Raw genomic sequence first — 14,864 nt, 5'->3', positions numbered from 1 at the left:
AATTACTGGGGTAAGCTTTACTCATAACGCTCTCTCAGTGCTGTGTACTACATATTCGCAGCTTACACTGAGTGAGCTTTTTTGCTATCTAACCGACTTTTAAAACATCCTCTAAGCTGTGAACGAGTATTTGCCCTGGTGTAGGGACACGGCAGTGCCGTGTCCCTACAGGGGTTTACGAATTATTTAGGATTACTATTAAGTATTTACTTAAGCCTGAATATTATCAAATGGTTTACGGCTGCAATATATTACTAAAAGCGTAAAAAGCACTATACCAGTAACATACTTAATCGCCGATGGAACGACTGGACTTGGCGAGAAAAAACCTTCAATAGTACCAGCAATAATCAACATGGGTACAATGCCAAATAATAACTGAGCCGCCTGCAAACTATAAACTTTCAGTGCATCAGCACGACGATATTTACCGGGAAAAAGAATAGCTCTACCTATCAATAAACCAGCCCCACCAGCTAAAAAAATCGCAGGTAATTCCAGGGAACCGTGAGGAAAAACAAACGCCCAGAAAGGGTAAGCCAAATTATGTTGAGCAACTAAAGCAGCGATCGCGCCAATATGCAGCCCGTTGAATGCCATGAGAAATATCGTATAGGCACCAGCAGTGATACCACCACCAACGGCACCAAATGATACCGAGATGTTGTTAATCATAATGCTGCTGGAAGCTAAAGGTTCAATTCCGACAATCGACCCCATCCACAATTCTTGGCGATCGCGTACCTGTGAAATCAATTTTTCTGGAACAACCAGCGACAAAAACACCGGATCTTGCCAAGCAAACCACCATGCAATCAGCCCCGCCAAGAAAAAAATCACCGTCGCTACCGCCGTGTAACCAAATGTCTCTTGCACCACCGCCGGAAAACCCCAACGCACAAACTCCCGCACCGCTTCCCATTCCTGACGGCGCGAACCTTGATAAATCTGGTTATATGCACGAGATGTTAATTTTTGCAAATCTTGCACTAGGATATTTCCCACGTTGTTTGTCTTTGCTCTAGCCAAATCTGCCGCTACAGAACGATATAAACTGGCTAGATCCCCAATTTCCGATGCTTGCAGAGATGCAATCCCTTTTTTTTCGACTTGTCTCAAAAGGGCATCTAAGCGCTTCCAGTTCGGTTCCCGCCGCGCAATCCAACGTTGAATATTCATGAAATTTCCCAGAATTCTCCCAGACTTGGCCTAAGATAGCGTTAAATTTTGCGCCTCACACAACTGGAGAAATCCTCATGTCTAAGAATCCCAGCTTTAGCCAACCCGCAGGGCCGCTGAGTGTAGGCAATGTCGTTAGCGCTGCTTTGCGGATTTATCGCGATCGCTTCAAGTTATATTATGGTTTGGCGTTCACTGCTTATCTGTGGATATTAGTTCCGATTTATGGTTGGGCGAAATTCTCTGCAATCTCAGCGCTAATCTCGCGTCTTGTTTTCAGCGAATTACTCGAACGTCCGGAAACTGTAAATGATGCCCGCCGTCATGTCAATCCTCGGATGTGGCGTTTCTTCTGGGCAGGAATCTTGGTTAGTTTGATACTTTCTGGAATAGCGCTTGCCGCCAGTATTGGCTTCGGTCTCCTGGTAGTGGTGGTGGGTGCTATCCTTGGACAGAATCCTACGGCAATTATCATTGTGAGTCTGCTGACAGTTATTGCCGTAATTGTCTTTTTGGTTGTATATATCCGGCTTATTTCCCGCTGGTTTATCGTGGAAGTGCCGTTGGCGATTGAGAATAATATGACTGCAAATTCAGCAATTAATCGCAGTTGGCAATTAACTGAGGGATTTGTCGGGCGACTGCAATGGATAGTCTTTGTTTCCTTTTTAATCACTCTGCCTATATCCATTGTTGTCCAAATACTTACGACTATGATTCAATTGCTATTAGGTGCTTTGTTCTCCGCAGATTCTCCCATCTTTGGAGTGCTGTATTTAGTGCTATTTTTAGCGCTCACCATAGCAAGTGGGGCGCTTTTAATACCCTTCTGGCAAGCGGTTAAAGCAGTTATCTACTACGATCTCCGCAGTCGTCGGGAAGGTTTGGGTTTGAATTTGCGCGATAATAATTAGGTGCTTTACCTATTTTCGCAGGCTGACACTATTACCTAATTTAATCTCAAGCTTTGCTGAACTGCTATGCACTTTTTTAATCGAGTTACGCTCCAAACTCCGGAAAGCGTAGAACTGGACTTTACTTTAGCAGGAATTGGCAATCGAGCTTATGCGCTGTTTATCGACTATATTTTCTTAAGCGCAATTCTGCTGGTCTTCCTAATCGTTTGGGCAGTATTTTCTATTCAATTAGTAGCTTTAATTGAAACTATTGCTTTAAATAACAGTAGTTTAAACCTTTGGCTAATAGCAATTCTGTCCTTAATTACCTTCTCAATTTATGTAGGTTATTTTGTTTTTTTTGAAGCCTTCTGGCGGGGACAAACACCTGGTAAGCGCTATGTAAAAATTCGCGTAATTCGTGATGATGGTAGACCGATAAGGCTACAACATTCAACGCTGCGGGCTTTGCTACGACCTGTTGATGACATCTTGTTTCTGGGAGTGTTTTTAATTACACTTACCCGAAAAGAGAAGCGCCTGGGAGATTTGGTGGCGGGAACTATTGTGATTCAAGAAGAACAGCAAGTTACTGCTAAAACTTTCTCAGTTTCCGAGAATGCAGAAGTTTTGGCTAATAAGTTGCAAATGGAAGCGGATTTGTCAAGCTTATTGCCAGAAGATTTTGCTGTAATTCGAGAGTATTTGCAGCGGCGTGAGGCGATGATTCCGGAAGCAAGAACGGAATTGAGCCGAAAACTGGCTAAACAGGTTAAAGAAGTCATTGCTTTGGAAAATGTGCCGCCTGGAGTAAGCGCTAATTTATTTTTGGAGGCTGTATATTTGGCATATCAGCAGCAATCATCAACCTGATAGAAAAATAGTCGGGACGCACATCTGTACATCCCGACTATTTTTCTTTGGTAATGCGGATGAAAGGACTTGAACCTTCACTTCTTGCGAAACTAGAACCTAAATCTAGCGCGTCTGCCAATTCCGCCACATCCGCATGGTGCGATCGCTATCATAGCAAAAACTTTCACCACTGGCACCATTTTTTTGCAAACACGCTAATTTCCGTTCTACCCCACCAGCAACGACTGGGTGCCATCAATCCAGATTTCCGTGCCGCTGATGTGGCTAGAATTATCGGAAGCTAGAAATAATACTAGCTGAGCCACTTGCTCAGAGGTTCCAGATTTACCGTCTGTTAAGGGAATTTGTCCTTCGGGATACTCCACAGGTTCCCGAATCTCGTCTAATTCGCGACGCTCGGTATTTTGGTCTATATTTGTGTCAATTGCCCCTGGACAAATCACATTGACTCGAATCTGGTGTTCCGCCAGTTCCAGCGCCACCATTTTAGTAAAGGCGACCTGCGCTGCTTTGGTGCAGGCGTAGGCTGTCGCACCCGTGTTGCTAAACATCCGCGTGCCGTTGACGGAAGAGGTGACAATCACTGAACCGCCTTGCTTTTTCAAATGAGGAACGGCATATTTGACGGTAAGGAAGGTACCTTTGAGGTTGACATCCATCGTTTTATCCCATTCTTCGGGTGTCAAATCCTCCAGCGATGCCCAGACACCGTTAATTCCTGCATTGGCGAAGACTATATCTAAGCGTCCCCACTGATTTACCAATTGTTCCACAGCTTGTTGCATCTGCTCTGGCTCGGAGATGTCAGCCTTCAAAATCATGGCTTCCCCGCCAGCAGCCTGAATGTCGCTGACAACTGCTTTGAGTTCCTCGTCACTTCTACCTAATGCGCCTATTTTCGCGCCTTCTTTCGCCAGCAGCACCGCCGCAGCTTTGCCAATACCCGAACCAGCACCCGTGATGAGTGCCACTTTTCCTGTAAGTTGCATCGCCCCCTCCTCTGCTTTGATTTAATGGTTTAACAAAAAAGAGGAACATTACATCCGTCTACTGGGGGAAGGATATCTTTGTGCTTCCCAGTATCCGCCTGGGAATGGCTATTTTGTTAGCGAAGCGTTGCTGTGGGTCAGATTATAGTAACACTGCGGAGGCTGAGCCTCCTCTAACGTTCCCAGGCCGCAGCCCAGGAACGGGGTTAGGAGGAGCTTTTTTAAGCTTCGACTTTTACACCTTTCCAGAAGGCGATGTAACCCTCAATGTTCTTAGCTTTGTCTTTTGCCTGGGGATAGTACCAGGCAGCATCTTTATTAACCTGTCCATCGACTTCGATGGTATAATAGCTGGCTTGCCCTTTCCAGGGACAACTTGTATGGGTGTTGCTTTCTTTGAAATATTCCCGGTTGATGGAGTCGGCTGGGAAGTAGTGGTTGTTTTCCACTACTTCGGTGCGATCGCTTTCGGCTAAAATTGCACCATTCCAAACTGCTTTTGGCATAACTTTACTTTGCTTCGTGATCTATTAACATTATGAGGGGAAAAAGCAGAAGCCCTCGCTAACAATGTCTCAGTTTCAATCTCTCGAACACGCGCTAAAGCGATTTTTTGGCTACGATAGCTTTCGCCCCGGACAACGCCAGATAATACAACAAGCGCTCTCTAATCGGGATTTGCTGGTTGTGATGCCTACAGGCGGTGGGAAATCTCTGTGTTTTCAGTTACCAGCACTACTGAAACCAGGATTAACTGTGGTGGTGTCGCCTTTAATTGCGTTGATGCAAGATCAGGTGGAATCCTTGCAGGATAATGGAATTGGTGCGACATTCCTCAATAGTAGTCTGAGTTTGGCGCAAGTGCGATCGCGGGAGCAAGACATCCTCAACTGTCGCGTAAAATTACTTTATGTTGCCCCGGAACGGCTGCTATCGGAGAAATTTCTGCCATTTTTAGATTTAGTACAGCATAAAATTGGCATCAGCGCGATCGCAATTGATGAAGCGCACTGCGTCTCAGAATGGGGACACGACTTTCGCCCCGAATATCGCCAGTTGCAATTGCTACGCTATCGCTACCCAAATGTCCCGTTTTTAGCTCTCACCGCCACTGCTACCGAGCGCGTCCGCCAAGACATCATACAACAGTTGGTGCTGCGGCAACCAAATATTCATATAGCCAGCTTTAATCGCCCAAATCTCTATTACGAAGTTCAGCCAAAACTAAAAACAGCTTATTCGCAACTTCTGCAACAAGTTCGCGCTGCTAAAGGTTCCGGAATTGTCTATTGTCTGAGTCGCAAGCGGGTCGATGAAATTGCTTTTCGGCTACAACAAGATGGCATCAAAGCTTTACCTTATCACGCGGGACTAAGTGATGAAGACCGCACATCTAATCAAAGACGTTTTATTCGGGATGATGTGCAAGTGATGGTGGCGACAATTGCCTTTGGTATGGGCATTAATAAACCTGATGTGCGCTTTGTAATTCATTACGACTTACCGCGCAATTTAGAAAGTTATTATCAAGAAGCAGGAAGGGCAGGACGCGATGGAGAACCTGCTAGTTGTACAATATTTTTCAGCTACGGCGATATTAAAACTATTGAATATATTATCGACCAAAAATCAGATCCCCAAGAGCAAAGAATTGCCCGTCAACAGCTACGACAAGTTATAGATTACACTGAAGGAACAGATTGTCGCCGCACGATTCAACTAAGTTATTTTGGAGAACGTTTTGAAGGGAATTGCGCTAACTGTGATAACTGTCGCTTTCCGAAACCTCTAGAAGATTGGACAATTGAATCCCAAAAGTTTCTCTCTTGCGTAGCGCGTTGTAAAGAAAGATTTGGGATGAATTATATCATTGATGTGCTGCGCGGCTCGAAAAATCAGAAAATTCAGCAGAACGGACATCACGAACTTTCTACCTATGGTATTGGTACAGATAAAAGTGTAGACGATTGGAAGATGCTGGCGCGATCGCTTTTACACCAAGGACTTGTAGATCAAACCAGTGACGGTTATTCTGTCCTCAAGCTTAACGCCCTCAGCTGGGAAGTATTGCGCCGTCAGCGTGAAGTTAAAATTGCGGTTCCCACTGTAGCAGTGATAGAGGAATCACCGCAAAGAGTTGCTGAAGTGGAAATGTTGTATGAAAGACTGCGCCAGCTTCGCAAACAATTAGCAGACGAACAATCTGTCGCGCCCTACGTTGTCTTCTCAGATTCTACATTAAAGTTGATGGCGCGATCGCAACCCCAAACTTCAACAGAATTTTCTAGACTTTCTGGCGTTGGGGAATATAAACTAGCGCAGTACGGGGAACGTTTTGTAAGCGAAATCCAAGCTTATTGTAAAGAGCAAGGAATTACCCCACAAACCCCGGTAGCAACAGCAACAACTCCGTCAAAAAATCAACCCAGTTACACCCAACTCAAAACCTTGGATTTGTATATGCAAGGTTTGAGCGTTGCCGAAATAGCCCAACAACGTGACTTGCGTACAGGCACCATTGTAGATCATTTAGCTGAATTAATTGCCCTGAATCAGCCAATAGATATAAATTCTATGGTTTCCCCAGAACGTCAGCTAGAAATTTTAAAAGCTATTGAAGTTACTGCTACTGAATCTCTCACCAAAATTCGGGAATTCTTAGGGGAAAGCTATAGCTTTGATGAAATTCGACTGGTACGAGGAATGTGGAAACGAAGGAATAAAAGTTTTTAAGGCAAAGGTTCGCCAAGAAAACCTTTACTTACCTCTGTGTTAAAAAAAATCACTTTTTTTTTGCACGCACAGATTCCCATTCTATTAGAATACACTATTAAACTGTAAAAGTAAAGTATAAAATGCTACCAATTTTAAGCCGTATGGCACAATAAAATCTGTCCGTCAAAATTGCTATTTGCTCCCCCCAAAGGAGTATGTTGGAAACACAGCGATTAGCTAGAGGAGAAATTGAGTATGTCGAAAACTCCCACCTTCCATCTCAGCGAGCGAGAGCGTGCTAACCTCAGCCATGTGGTAGATTACAGCTCAGCCCAATCTCTACCCGAAGTCTGGAAAAAAGCGCGATCGCATTTTGGGGATGCCATAGCCCTCCATGACCCCCACTCTCAACCAGAAGTTGTGCTAACTTATACCCAGCTTGCCGACAAAATTCAACAATTTGCCGTTGGATTGCAGGTATTGGGAGTAAAACCAGAATCTTGCGTAGCTTTATTTTCTGACAACAGCCCTCGCTGGTTCATTGCCGACCAAGGTATTATGACAGCGGGTGCCTTTAACGCTGTTCGCAGCGCTCAGGCAGAGCGGCAAGAGTTACTATTTATACTAGAAAATAGCGGCAGCACTGCCTTGGTAGTGGAAGATTTAAAGACGCTCTCAAAACTTTGGGAACACCTCAAAGATTTGCCAGTTCAGTTGGTAATACTACTATCCGACGAAGAACCACTCCAAGACTCCACTGTGAAAGTGTTGAACTTTTCTGGAGTTATGGCAGCTGGTGCAAATCAATCTTTACAAAGTGTCACGCAAACCCTAGAAAGTCTGGCGACATTAATTTATACCTCCGGCACCACGGGCAAGCCGAAAGGTGTGATGCTGAGTCATGGCAACTTGATGCACCAGTTAACCACCTTGGGAGCTGTTTTACAACCGCATAAAGGCGATCGCGCTATCACCATTCTCCCCACTTGGCACAGTTTCGGACGTATTGGCGAATACTTTTTTCTCTCCCAAGGTTGCACCCAGATTTACAGCAACATTCGTCACATCAAGCGAGACTTCAAAGAATATAAACCTCAGTACATGGTTGGCGTTCCTCGGCTGTGGGAATCAATTTATGAAGGTGTCCAAAAGCAGTTCCGCGAACAACCAGCTAACAAACAGAAACTGGTTAACAACCTACTCAATGTAAGTCAGCGTTACATCAAGGCTCGTCGCACCTTCTCAAAGTTACGCTTAGATAACCTATCTCCCTCGCTTCCAGAAAGAATCTTGGCTGGAATACAAGCTTTAGCTTTGTATCCTATCCATGCTCTTGCTGGAAAACTCGTGTATGAAAAAATACGCGAAGCTACAGGAGGAAAAATGAAGTATGTTCTCAGTGGCGGCGGGTCCTTGGCCATGCACTTAGAGAACTTCTTTGAAATTACCGGGCTTCAGGTACTCGTAGGGTATGGCCTTACGGAAACTTCCCCCGTCACCCACGCCCGTCGCCCTTGGCATAATCTACGAGGTTCATCCGGACAACCAATTCCCGGTACAGAAGCTAAGATTGTTGACCCGGAAACTCGTCAGCCGCTTCCTGTCGGTCAACGAGGTTTAGTGTTGTTGCGAGGCCCCCAAGTTATGCGAGGCTATTACAAAAATCCTGAAGCCACTGCTAAGGCAATTGACCCGGAAGGCTGGTTTAATAGCGGCGACTTGGGTTGGCTGACAGTGGCCAATGATGTGGTGCTGACCGGAAGGGCAAAGGATACGATTGTCTTAACTAATGGTGAAAATATCGAACCGCAGCCGATTGAAGATGCTTGTCTGCGAAGCCCTTACATCGACCAGATTACTCTAGTAGGACAAGACGAGCGATCGCTTGGTGCTTTAATTGTCCCCAATGTGGAAGCGTTGGAAAAGTGGGCAGCTTTACAAAATTTACACTTGCGTCTACCAGACCAACCATCCCCAGGCACAGCAGAAATAGACCTCGATAGTAAGATCATTCAGGATTTAATCCGGCAAGAGTTGAATCGAGAGGTGCAAAATCGCCCTGGATATCGCCCAGATGACCGTATTGGCCCGTTTAAGCTAATTTTAGAACCCTTTTCCATTGAAAATGGCATGATGACCCAAACCTTGAAAATTAAGAGACCTGTTGTAATGGAACGCTACCGCGATATGATCGACGGGATGTTTGCCTGATTCAGTTGGAAAGTTGAAAAGTTGGCAAGTTGAAAGTTAATAAGTTAAAAATTGGTTAAGTTTAAACCTGTAACTTTCAACTTTCAACCTTCAAACCTATCCTACGGGAACGCCGTAGGCGGAAAAACTTTCTAACTTTTCTGACTACTCCTTTAATTTTCTCAAGTACAACGGATATGGATGTTTCTCAATCACACCTGCTGCTGAAGCGACCAGTTACTATTAAAGCGGTTGTCACTCCTCGTTGGAAGGAGGAAGCACAGCAGCAACTACAGACGCAAATTAATCAACTTGACTCTCAGCTACAACAGTTGGAGATGCAAGGACAGAGGGCAATATCGGAAATTCAAAAACAGAGTTTGCAACCCCCTGGCCCTCAAGTGATGCAACAAATTGACAATATCCAAATCCAAGTCAATCAAAAGAAAAGTGAATTCCTAGAGCAAAAGAATCAGCTGCTGCAACAGTTGCAACAAGTGCAAATGATAGACCTCAACGACGAGGTTAACCACGGTCAAATTGAAGGCTTCTTTAAAGTTGAACCGGGAGACAACCTGATTCAAAAAATGCAGGTAGAAATTCTTCTGCGGGATGGAATTGTCGAAGAAATTCGCGGGGAAATTTAATAATTTGGGAATTGGGAATTGGGGATTGGGAAAAAGTCTTACCTAGTCCCTAGTCCCCAGCCCCCAGTCCCTAGCCCCCAGTCCCTAGCCCCCAGCCCCCAGTCCCTATTGACAAATTTCGGTTGACCAATCTTGATGACCCCGCCCCACACGACACTTTACCTGGGAACCAACCCAAGCTATCGTCCATTCTTGGGGCTTTTGGGCTGATGGAGAGGTTGGTGCAAATTCTACGCGATACTTAATACCACCAACAGAATCATCTGCAACCCCAGTTTGAGTAATAATTACGACAGCTCGATCTGGTTGCGGATACTCAACCCTAACATCCCGCGAGCCTCCCTCGGATTCAATGTTACCAAAAGCTGCAAGAGCGATCGCTTGCGGGTCACTTCCCTTCAAAGATTTAGCATCTTTGATATTCGTTAGCGGTATAGTTTTATACTTCTCTCTCTCTGCCTCTGCACTAACGGGTATACCTTGGCTCACCTGTGTCGTTGGCGATTGTAACCCAGGCTTAGGAGTGTTATTAATATCTGAACCTATAGCTGGATTTATAGCTGACCGAGGGTATTGTTCACGGATGTAGCTGCAAGCACCCAAACTCAGCGTCATACTTACTAACACCAAAAGGGAAATTCCAAATTTGCCAGACATTAGATATAATAGAAAGTTTCAATTTAGTTCTATATATCCAATTCTAGCCAGCAGCGCCAGCGTCCGGAGCAATCAGCGTTGTAAGGTTGTCAGCAATACAGACATATAGGCCGTGGTAAGGTCTGATAGTAGGAGAGAAGCATCCCAAGCGAAAAATTTGGGATAAAGTCAGAAATTGTTCCTCGAATGCTTCGCCCCTAAGCCATCCGTCAAGATACAATATTCGTCTGGCTTTAATCTTGTTCTTGTAGACTGTCGATTCGGAAGACCACCCCATGATTCACGAAGTTTTCATGCCCGCTCTTAGTTCCACGATGACCGAAGGCAAAATAGTCTCTTGGGTCAAATCTCCAGGCGACAAAGTGGAAAAAGGCGAAACCGTGGTCGTTGTAGAGTCAGACAAAGCCGATATGGATGTGGAATCCTTTTATGAAGGCTACCTGGCTACAATCATCGTACCTGCTGGGGAAGCGGCACCCGTTGGGGCAGCGATCGCCCTGGTCGCAGAAACCGAAGCCGAAATCGAAACAGCCCAACAACAGGCTCCCAGTGCTGGCAGCGCCACCGCCACACCTGCACCAGCCCCCACTCCCCAAGAACAGCCAGCAGCCGCTACCGCAGCCGTAGAAACGCCACCAGCGGCACGCCGCAACGGACGCAGCATCATCTCACCCCGCGCCCGTAAATTAGCAAAAGAGCTGAAAGTTGATTTAAGTAACATCCAAGGCAGCGGCCCCCACGGGCGCATTGTTGCCGAAGATGTAGAAGCAGCAGCGAACAAAGGCAAACAACCTGCTGCCGCAACTGCCACACCAACAATGGCACCTGTTGCACCACAGCCAGCACCAGCATCAGCACCAGCACCATCTGTTAAACCCGCAGCAGCAGCCACTATACCAGCCGTTGCCGTTCCTGGTAGTGTCGTCCCCCTCAACACGCTGCAAAACGCCGTCGTGCGGAACATGGTAGCCAGTCTGCAAGTGCCTACTTTCCGCGTTGGTTACACCATCACCACCGATAACCTAGACAAACTCTACAAGCAAATTAAATCCAAGGGTGTCACCATGACAGCGCTACTCGCCAAAGCAGTAGCCGTAACCTTGCAAAAACATCCCTTGGTGAATGCCAGCTACTCAGAGCAGGGAATCCATTATCATAGTGCGATTAACGTAGCCGTAGCCGTAGCAATGGACGACGGCGGCTTAATTACGCCAGTTCTGCAAAATGCTGACCAGCAGGATATTTACTCTTTGTCCCGTACCTGGAAAGATTTAGTAGAGCGATCGCGCAGCAAGCAGCTGCAACCCGCCGAGTACAGTTCTGGCACCTTTACCCTCTCCAATTTAGGGATGTATGGCGTAGACAAGTTTGATGCCATATTACCTCCAGGGACAGGTGCTATCTTGGCAATTGGCGCGTCCCGTCCCCAAGTCGTCGCCACCGAAGACGGAATGATGGGAGTGCGGCGACAAATGCAGGTAAATCTGACCGCAGATCACCGAATTATCTACGGTGCAGATGCCGCAGCTTTCTTGCAAAGTTTGGCGAAGTTGATTGAAACTAACGTGCAATCTCTGACAATGTAACCACTAAGACAAAATTGGCGGTTTGTAGGGGCATGGCCATGCCCCTACGCAGGAAATTGACGGTTAATAAATCCATGCACCTAAATTTCTAAGGCAAAATCTGCATACATCGCAACACACAGAATAAACAATTGGTTGTTGGCATCATGGAAGCGGGCTGAGACAGTGACGCACAAATCTCCAGAGGGTCGCGGTACATAAAGCTCGCTCGTATAATAAGCGAATTGTGCTTCCAGCAAAAGATAATAATATTCCTTTAGCGAGTGATCGGTGCCTTTAACGGGCGCAGGAAAAATAATTGTCTTTTGTGGTTGCAAGTGCCGCAGGTTGCAGATGCAGTCGCTGACTTGTATGCCTGTTTCGTCCAAAATGTGGATCGATTCCACTGAGGGATAATGACCAATGATTTCGTTCAATTGCCGATCGAAATCCTCTACCTTAGTTGTAGTCAATTCCCTCAAGCAAGCGTCCACAATCGCCAGGCGTTCCTCCTGCTTGGATTTGCGGGCTTTGATTTTAGCCAGCTTATGGCTTTTGAATTTGTTTGCCGTGTCGTTGATAGTCTCTTGGAAGCCGTTGTCCCGTTCGGCATCAATGGCGTGGGGTCTGGCAAAATAATAGCCTTGTAGCAAGTCCGCACCTAATTCTAGGACTGCGATCGCTTCCTCCTGGCATTCTATCCCTTCCGCGATTACCCAACCGCCGATTTTTTCCGACAACATGACCAGCGACTTGAAAATCTGCTGCTTGTGGTATTCGTTGTGAATATTTTGTACTAAACTGCGGTCGATTTTCAAAATGTCCGGCTTGATAAAAGCAATGCGGTCAAGGTTGGAGTGACCGCAACCTATGTCATCCAGCGCTACTAAAAAGCCATGCTGCTTGTAGCTGTCCACCATCCGACTCAACGCTTTGATGTCGTCGATGTGCGACTCCAGAATTTCGATGACGATGTTGTGCGGATTTAGATTTAAGTGTTCTACCACATCCAGCAGTTCGCCGCAGCCCTTTAAGTCACTAACCACCGTAGAAGGGTGAAAATTCAAAAACAAAATCAGCTTTGGGTTAGCAGCATGGAGACGCAGGAAGCTTTCCGCAGCCGTTTTGCTGCACAGCTTGTCTAAATCTAGGATGGTGTCCAAGACAGCAGCCAAGCCGAAAAGAGTGTCTGGAGAAATAAGCGAACCGCCCTCCCCAATGCCTCGCGCTAACGCTTCCAGTCCAATAACATCTCTTCTACGGATTGAAACGATTGGCTGGAAATGAGGTTGCAGGCGCTTGTTTTGAATAATGTCGCGGATGCAACAGGGGGGGGGATTATCAGAATCGACATTGGCAACTTGCATGGGTGAAAATTTACTAGCAATTTCTAGCAGACATCAAGTTGAAACCGCAGGAATGCAGTTACTGTCTCTAGCAATTCTTGATTGGGTGTAATACATCTGTAGGGACATGGCATTGCCATGTCCCTACCAAGCTGGTCCGAACGTCAGAACTGCCATATATTCCACTGAAAAACGCTATACAGGGCAATATGGTTTACTTAATGTGTGGGATATTCAAGTCCAATGAACCCTGGCAATTGCTGCTTTCCTACTTCTTTTATATTACAGGGCAATCTTTGAAAGAACTGTATCATCCTTATAGCTTTACCTCATCGACACTTAGGGAATATATTTGGTAAATATAGGATGTTATTTTAAAAACAATAATTCTTTTGTTAAAATTTTTGTTTGGTGTTTCCTACCAGAATTAGCCGACCGGTGTCACCTCTCAATTATGCAACGCCCGTTTTTCGGTGTTTTCTCGGTTGTTGTTTTAAACCTTGATCAGCCAAGCTCTTAATCGAAGACTATTATCAGGTTTGATTCAAATGCTAAGAATTTTTCGTTGGACGTTTGCCCTATCAGGCTTTTTGATTACACTGACAACTAAGGCTGCTTTTAGTCTTCCAGCATCGCAAGTACAGTCTCATGTTGACACACCATTTTGTTATATGCAAACAGCAAATGGTCAAATGGTAAATTTAGAAACTTTGTGCGGTAAATCAGGAACCAAACCACCAGCTAACAATACTCCCGTTTCATCTACCTTTCCACCTATACCTTCAAATCTCTCTAATTTGTCAATTCCGCCTTCAGGTCTTGCTAAGAAGTTAAAAACGTAGGTTTGGTTGAACGCGAGTGAAACTCAATAGATATAGGGTGTAATGTTGGGTTTCGTTCCTCAACCCTACTAGGCGATGCGATCGCACTCATTTAGGATTGCTATAGCAGCACAAACGAGATAATATCATGGACACCAATTTGTTGATGCAAGAGAGCAGACAGGCTATCAAAAATAGTGATCAGTCCAAGTTAGAAAGCCTACTTGCTTCTGAGCCATCCCAAATTAATGCAACAACTGTATTTGGGAATTGGCTACATTTTGCCGTTTCTTTTAATGCCCGTATGGAGATTATAAAGTATCTTATTGAAAAGGGAGTAGATATTAATCAAAAAGCAGGAATTTTGAAAGGAAATGCCTTGAATATTGCTGCCGCAGAAAGGCGAATAGATGTCATTAATTATTTGTTAGAAAAGGGGGCAGAGATAGATATATCTGAGCCAGAAAGAAATCCCTTGTTTAGTGCAATTTACAGCGGTAGCATAGACATCGTAGAGGTTCTGATCACGCATCAAGTTAATTTTAAGATAAAGTACACAGGAGAGCGTATGAAAAATATGGATGCATTAGCATATGCAAAAGAGAGAGGGCAAATAGAAATAGCAGAGATGCTTTCCCTGTTATCTGAATAACTATAGAAAATATTATTAAATTTATTGACAGCAGCACTTCAAACTCATTCAGAAGCAGACAATCTAATAGATGAACTAACTGTAGATACTATCAGTACCGATACTGCCATCAGGCATGATGGTTTCATAAAACACAACATTCTCAATCCTAACTTCATTGAATCTTCTAGCTCCCCTTAAATCAGTGCGATCGCATCGCCTCGTAGGTTGGGTTGAGGTACGAAACCCAACATCACATTTTCAACTAAAAACAATTCAAAGCCATGCAATACCGTAGAGCAAAAATAGAAGGAGGCACCTACTTTTTTACCTTAGTAACTCATAATAGAAG

Annotated in this window: 13 protein-coding genes and 1 tRNA gene; 8 read left to right on the top strand and 6 right to left on the bottom strand. The window is 45.1% G+C overall.

All coding sequences use genetic code 11. From position 1 onward, the window contains the following. Positions 1-210: 210 nt before the first annotated feature. Complete coding sequence (locus H6F66_RS07370) at positions 211-1,179, bottom strand: stage II sporulation protein M (protein WP_190419762.1); 969 nt, start codon at positions 1,177-1,179, stop codon at positions 211-213. Positions 1,180-1,256: 77 nt separating this feature from the next. Here H6F66_RS07370 and H6F66_RS07365 point away from each other — a divergent pair, with 77 nt between their 5' ends. Both H6F66_RS07365 and H6F66_RS07360 read left to right on the top strand, forming a co-directional pair. After that, positions 1,257-2,093: a DUF975 domain-containing protein gene (locus H6F66_RS07365; RefSeq protein ID WP_190419760.1), complete on the top strand. Its 837-nt coding sequence runs from the start codon at positions 1,257-1,259 to the stop codon at positions 2,091-2,093. A gap of 66 nt (positions 2,094-2,159) precedes the next feature. Next, positions 2,160-2,948: an RDD family protein gene (locus H6F66_RS07360; protein ID WP_190419758.1), complete on the top strand. Its 789-nt coding sequence runs from the start codon at positions 2,160-2,162 to the stop codon at positions 2,946-2,948. Positions 2,949-3,002: 54 nt separating this feature from the next. Here the strand turns inward: H6F66_RS07360 and H6F66_RS07355 are convergent. The 3 genes from H6F66_RS07355 to H6F66_RS07345 form a co-directional block, all read right to left on the bottom strand. Beyond that, positions 3,003-3,084 (bottom strand) — tRNA-Leu (locus H6F66_RS07355). A gap of 73 nt (positions 3,085-3,157) precedes the next feature. Continuing rightward, entirely contained in the window at positions 3,158-3,940 is a 783-nt protein-coding gene (locus H6F66_RS07350; protein WP_190419756.1) for an SDR family NAD(P)-dependent oxidoreductase, read from the bottom strand. 221 nt (positions 3,941-4,161) lie between these two features. After that, the gene (locus H6F66_RS07345; RefSeq protein WP_190419754.1) at positions 4,162-4,446 is read right to left on the bottom strand and encodes a DUF427 domain-containing protein; all 285 of its coding nucleotides are present in this window, start codon (positions 4,444-4,446) and stop codon (positions 4,162-4,164) included. A gap of 64 nt (positions 4,447-4,510) precedes the next feature. Between H6F66_RS07345 and recQ the strand changes: the two genes are divergently transcribed. The 3 genes from recQ to H6F66_RS07330 all read left to right on the top strand — a co-directional run bounded on the left by recQ (position 4,511) and on the right by H6F66_RS07330 (position 9,492). After that, positions 4,511-6,673, top strand: a complete 2,163-nt coding sequence (recQ, locus tag H6F66_RS07340; RefSeq protein WP_190419751.1) for a DNA helicase RecQ — start codon at positions 4,511-4,513, stop codon at positions 6,671-6,673. 237 nt (positions 6,674-6,910) lie between these two features. Next, positions 6,911-8,866 carry a long-chain fatty acid--CoA ligase gene (locus H6F66_RS07335; protein WP_190419749.1) on the top strand — a complete coding sequence of 652 codons (1,956 nt, stop codon included), beginning with the start codon at positions 6,911-6,913 and terminating at the stop codon, positions 8,864-8,866. Positions 8,867-9,042: 176 nt separating this feature from the next. Beyond that, the gene (locus tag H6F66_RS07330) at positions 9,043-9,492 is read left to right on the top strand and encodes a YlqD family protein (protein ID WP_190419747.1); all 450 of its coding nucleotides are present in this window, start codon (positions 9,043-9,045) and stop codon (positions 9,490-9,492) included. 105 nt (positions 9,493-9,597) lie between these two features. On the opposite strand, the gene H6F66_RS07325 is transcribed toward H6F66_RS07330, so the two are convergent. Beyond that, complete coding sequence (locus H6F66_RS07325) at positions 9,598-10,149, bottom strand: hypothetical protein (protein WP_190419745.1); 552 nt, start codon at positions 10,147-10,149, stop codon at positions 9,598-9,600. 275 nt (positions 10,150-10,424) lie between these two features. On the opposite strand from H6F66_RS07325, the gene H6F66_RS07320 reads away from it, so the two are divergent. Beyond that, positions 10,425-11,735 carry a dihydrolipoamide acetyltransferase family protein gene (locus tag H6F66_RS07320; protein WP_190419743.1) on the top strand — a complete coding sequence of 437 codons (1,311 nt, stop codon included), beginning with the start codon at positions 10,425-10,427 and terminating at the stop codon, positions 11,733-11,735. 80 nt (positions 11,736-11,815) lie between these two features. Here the strand turns inward: H6F66_RS07320 and H6F66_RS07315 are convergent, their stop codons facing one another. Next, positions 11,816-13,081: an EAL domain-containing protein gene (locus tag H6F66_RS07315; protein ID WP_190419741.1), complete on the bottom strand. Its 1,266-nt coding sequence runs from the start codon at positions 13,079-13,081 to the stop codon at positions 11,816-11,818. A gap of 527 nt (positions 13,082-13,608) precedes the next feature. Between H6F66_RS07315 and H6F66_RS07310 the strand changes: the two genes are divergently transcribed. Both H6F66_RS07310 and H6F66_RS07305 read left to right on the top strand, forming a co-directional pair. Beyond that, positions 13,609-13,902, top strand: coding sequence for a hypothetical protein (locus tag H6F66_RS07310; RefSeq protein ID WP_190419739.1), 294 nt, complete (start codon positions 13,609-13,611; stop codon positions 13,900-13,902). Between the two features lie 127 nt (positions 13,903-14,029). Further along, the gene (locus H6F66_RS07305; protein WP_190419737.1) at positions 14,030-14,533 is read left to right on the top strand and encodes an ankyrin repeat domain-containing protein; all 504 of its coding nucleotides are present in this window, start codon (positions 14,030-14,032) and stop codon (positions 14,531-14,533) included. The last annotated feature ends 331 nt before the right edge of the window (positions 14,534-14,864 follow it).

The organism is Trichocoleus sp. FACHB-6, from assembly GCF_014695815.1.
In the GTDB taxonomy this organism is placed as follows: Bacteria; Cyanobacteriota; Cyanobacteriia; order Cyanobacteriales; family FACHB-T130; genus Funiculus; species Funiculus sociatus.
Note: the sequence above shows the minus strand (reverse complement) of the source record. Positions and strands in the feature narration are given on the sequence as shown.

Coding starts and splice junctions, on each gene's coding strand:
- H6F66_RS07325 (WP_190419745.1), bottom strand. CDS start 10,149: ATGTCTGGCAAATTTGGAATTTCCCTTTTGGTGTTAGTAAGTATGACG.
- recQ (WP_190419751.1), top strand. CDS start 4,511: ATGTCTCAGTTTCAATCTCTCGAACACGCGCTAAAGCGATTTTTTGGC.
- H6F66_RS07360 (WP_190419758.1), top strand. CDS start 2,160: ATGCACTTTTTTAATCGAGTTACGCTCCAAACTCCGGAAAGCGTAGAA.
- H6F66_RS07310 (WP_190419739.1), top strand. CDS start 13,609: ATGCTAAGAATTTTTCGTTGGACGTTTGCCCTATCAGGCTTTTTGATT.
- H6F66_RS07370 (WP_190419762.1), bottom strand. CDS start 1,179: ATGAATATTCAACGTTGGATTGCGCGGCGGGAACCGAACTGGAAGCGC.
- H6F66_RS07315 (WP_190419741.1), bottom strand. CDS start 13,081: ATGCAAGTTGCCAATGTCGATTCTGATAATCCCCCCCCCTGTTGCATC.
- H6F66_RS07335 (WP_190419749.1), top strand. CDS start 6,911: ATGTCGAAAACTCCCACCTTCCATCTCAGCGAGCGAGAGCGTGCTAAC.
- H6F66_RS07345 (WP_190419754.1), bottom strand. CDS start 4,446: ATGCCAAAAGCAGTTTGGAATGGTGCAATTTTAGCCGAAAGCGATCGC.
- H6F66_RS07305 (WP_190419737.1), top strand. CDS start 14,030: ATGGACACCAATTTGTTGATGCAAGAGAGCAGACAGGCTATCAAAAAT.
- H6F66_RS07350 (WP_190419756.1), bottom strand. CDS start 3,940: ATGCAACTTACAGGAAAAGTGGCACTCATCACGGGTGCTGGTTCGGGT.
- H6F66_RS07330 (WP_190419747.1), top strand. CDS start 9,043: ATGGATGTTTCTCAATCACACCTGCTGCTGAAGCGACCAGTTACTATT.
- H6F66_RS07320 (WP_190419743.1), top strand. CDS start 10,425: ATGATTCACGAAGTTTTCATGCCCGCTCTTAGTTCCACGATGACCGAA.
- H6F66_RS07365 (WP_190419760.1), top strand. CDS start 1,257: ATGTCTAAGAATCCCAGCTTTAGCCAACCCGCAGGGCCGCTGAGTGTA.